This is a genomic window from Rhodopirellula maiorica SM1, from assembly GCF_000346295.1.
GTDB classification, from domain to species: Bacteria; Planctomycetota; Planctomycetia; order Pirellulales; family Pirellulaceae; genus Novipirellula; species Novipirellula maiorica.
Genome location: NZ_ANOG01000474.1, coordinates 1 through 3,547 on the forward strand (window position 1 = coordinate 1; position 3,547 = coordinate 3,547).

Consider the following 3,547-nt stretch of genomic DNA (forward strand, 5'->3'; position numbering starts at 1 on the left):
GAGCCGTCCGGTTGAGGCGAGTAAAACGTTCGGTTTAGACCGGGCGGCTTGCGCCGCACCGCTACAAACGCCACCCGTTTAGTGCCAAAGTAGACGGCATTGGGCGCGAGCCCTCCGGTGTTTTGGTCGGAATGAGGAACCGGAGGGCTTGCGCCCTGCCGCTAAAACCTCGCAAAACACGGGGGATAAATGCTTCACAGCGTTTCACCTATGCCGCTACAGCAGCGGCAATTCGTCGTCGCGGCGTGTCGACATGCCCTCTTTGAAATGTTGGCGGCACACCGACACGTAGCGTTCATTGCCGCCAATTTGAATCTGACTGCCGTCTTTGACCGGTTGCCCCTTGGCGTCCATCCGCAGCACCATCGTGGCTTTGCGTCCACAATGACAAATGGTTTTGATTTCCGAGAGTGTATCGGACCACGCCAACAGATGCTCGCTGCCTTCGAACAAGTGACCCTGGAAATCGGTGCGTAAGCCATACGCCATCACAGGAACGTCAAGCGAATCGCAGACGTCACTCAATTGACGCACTTGCAATCGAGTCAAGAATTGAGCTTCATCAACAAAGACTGCATGCAGTGGCGTCGTATCATGCTGCACTTTGACGACGGAAAACAAGTTGTCCGCTTGGTTGAATGTCGTTGACTCTGACGATAATCCGATTCGCGAGGTGACCTTGCCCGCACCAAAACGCGTATCCAACTCGGGTGACAAGATCATCGTGTTCATCCCCCGCTCGCGATAGTTGTAGCTCGCTTGCAGCAGCACGGTCGACTTTCCCGCATTCATTGCAGAATAGTAGAAGTACAATTTGGCCATGAACGGCAGCGACTCCTTGTCTGAGGGCAAACCTGTTATCCGAGGCGAGCCTTTACGCAAGTGCTTCGAGTTGTTTGTGGGTCAGTTCGCGGATTCCTTTCTTCGCTAACCGCAATAATTCTGCGAGTTGGTCGTCGTCAAACGTCGCTTCTTCGCCGGTACCTTGGATCTCGACGAACTTGCCCGCCCCGGTCACGACGACATTCATGTCGACATCGGCAGCGACGTCCAGTTTGTAGTCAAGGTCCAAGTGGGCGACATCGTTGACGATCCCCGTGCTGATCGCCGCGATGCTGTCGCGGATCGGTCCGTCGCCAATCCGGCTGCCTGGGACCGCGATTTCGATCGCTTTGGCCAACGCGATGAATCCGCCGGTGATCGATGCGGTTCGCGTTCCTCCATCGGCTTGGATCACGTCACAATCGACTGTGATCGAACGTTCGCCGAGCGCGACGAGATCGACCACGGCCCGCAGACTGCGGCCGATCAGCCGCTGGATCTCCGTCGTTCGGCCATCAATTTTTCCACCGCGATCGCGTTGTTTCCGCGGTTGCGTGCTGCCGGGCAGCATGCTGTATTCGGCCGTTACCCAACCTTTGCCACGACCGGCCAACCATGGTGGGACCGATGCTTCGAGCGACGCGGTGCACAACACAATCGTGCCTTCGCAACGATACAAAACGCTGGCGGGGTTCGAGGGAATGTAGCCGAGTTCGATTTGAATGTCGCGGAGTTGATCGGCGGGACGAGCGGGGGAGGTCATCAGAAGGTCCGGTAACGATAAGAGTGATTCGAGTGAAGGGGATGTTGCGGTGCCGTTCAGTTTTGCAGCGTTTCTTCGGACGACATGGATGTCGTTTGCGGCTGCCACGGGCCTAGTGATTTTTCGGGAAAGACGATCAATCGCCGCGCGGCAAAGTTTAGAGCCAAGCCGACCAGCGTCGCAAGCAGTTTGGCTGCCGCAGGGCCCGTTTGGTGGATCAGCAGAAGTGTCGTTTGACGATCGACGATTCCGATCACGAGCACCGAGATCGTGTACAACGCAATTTCACCCCAACGTCCCCAACGTGATTGATGACGAAAAATCGAGTGGATGCACATCCAATAATTAATCGCCGCAGCAAGGACAAAGGCTACGGGGGCGGCAACTCCCGCCGATACATTCGCACTCAGTAGCCCCAGGAAAATCACGAGGTTTGCCAGCGCACACAAACTGCCCACGATCAAATACAGCAAGAATTGAAGGGGCGCCGGCAAATTGTGAGCGTTGTATCGCACGATACAGTACAGGGCGCGAAGCCCATCTCGCACGCCGATTTTTTTACCTTCGGCATACGTGCGTCCCATGTACGAGACTCCCATCTCGACGATTCGCACGCGTCGCTGGGCCACCGCCGCAATCACTTCGGGTTCAAATCCAAACCGCTTTTCTTTCAGATCCAGTTGCTGGATCAAATCGCGGCGAAAGACTTTGTAACACGTTTCCATGTCGGTCAGGTTCAAGTCGGTAAACATGTTCGACAAGAACGTCAGGAAACGATTGCCCATCGTGTGCCAAAAATAGAGTACTCGGTGGGTGCCGTGCGAGAAAAATCGTGATCCGATAACCACTTCGGCTTCGTCTTGGATCAGCGGCACGACCAAACGCAGCAGATCCTGAGGGTTGTATTCCAGATCAGCGTCTTGAATGGCAACAAAGTCGCCGGTCGCGGCTTTGATACCGGTGTGGATCGCCGCCCCTTTGCCTTGGTTGACCGTATGGAACAAAACGCGGACGTTCTCGAAACGGGCAGCCAACTGCTCGGCAATCTCGCGACTTCGATTCTCGGAGCAGTCATCGATGATGATGATCTCGAGTCCCAACGTGTCGCACTGGATCGCGCGAACGCGGTCGATGCATTTTTCAAGCGTGGCTTCTTCGTTGTAGCTAGGGACCAGGATACTCAATACATGCCGTTTGTCCCGTCCTGCCAACTCGCTTGACGAGCCTTCGTTCCGCATGTTCATCCTCGTTCGATCTCGTTGCTAGATGGCTTGGTCGGCTCGGATATTGTCGTCGATCCATTTGCGATTGAGCAGCCACACGAGCAGCCCTTTCTGAGCATGCATGCGGTTGCCTGCTTGGCGGATGACGTCACTCTGGTCGCTGTCGATGACCGCGTCGGTAATTTCTTGTCCTCGCACGGCTGGCAAGCAGTGTAGCACTCGAGCATGCGACGGGGCGGCTGCCATCAATTTTTCATTGACTTGGTAACTGGCAAATGCGGCACGACGAGCATCCATCTCGGCTTCCTGCCCCATACTAGTCCAAACGTCCGTGTAAATCGCGTCGGCATTGGCTACGGCTTTGTGTGGATCCGCGACCGTTTCGATCTGCGACTTGGGATACCTCGCCGCGATGCGAGCAAGCCAATCGGAATCCATTTCGTAACCCGAGGGACAGGACAACGTGAATTTCATTCCCAGCATCGCGGTGCAAAGGGCAATCGATTGAGCCACATTGTTGCCGTCACCCACAAACACGATGTGTTTGTTTTGGTAACCACCCAACGACTCTCGCACCGTCAACACGTCGGCCATCGCTTGGCAGGGATGGCACAGGTCGGTCAAGCCATTGATGACCGGCATCGCATTAAAGCTGGCCAGCAGTTCGACATGCTCGTGCTTCTTGGCCCGACACACCACCGCGTCGACAAATTGTCCGAGCACTTGGGTGAAATCCGAT

General features: G+C 55.6%; 4 protein-coding genes. All 4 read right to left on the minus strand.

The features are described from left to right. Nucleotides 1-216 precede the first annotated feature (216 nt). Nucleotides 217-822: a thymidine kinase gene (locus tag RMSM_RS14945; protein WP_008697654.1), complete on the minus strand. Its 606-nt coding sequence runs from the start codon at nucleotides 820-822 to the stop codon at nucleotides 217-219. A gap of 52 nt (nucleotides 823-874) precedes the next feature. Continuing rightward, entirely contained in the window at nucleotides 875-1,585 is a 711-nt protein-coding gene (rph, locus tag RMSM_RS14950; protein WP_008697655.1) for a ribonuclease PH, read from the minus strand. Between the two features lie 56 nt (nucleotides 1,586-1,641). Continuing rightward, nucleotides 1,642-2,823, minus strand: a complete 1,182-nt coding sequence (locus RMSM_RS36925) for a bifunctional glycosyltransferase family 2/GtrA family protein (RefSeq protein WP_144057664.1) — start codon at nucleotides 2,821-2,823, stop codon at nucleotides 1,642-1,644. A 24-nt stretch (nucleotides 2,824-2,847) separates the two neighbouring features. Further along, on the minus strand, nucleotides 2,848-3,547 hold a 700-nt coding region (locus tag RMSM_RS14960; protein ID WP_040766870.1), incomplete at its 5' end, for an ornithine carbamoyltransferase.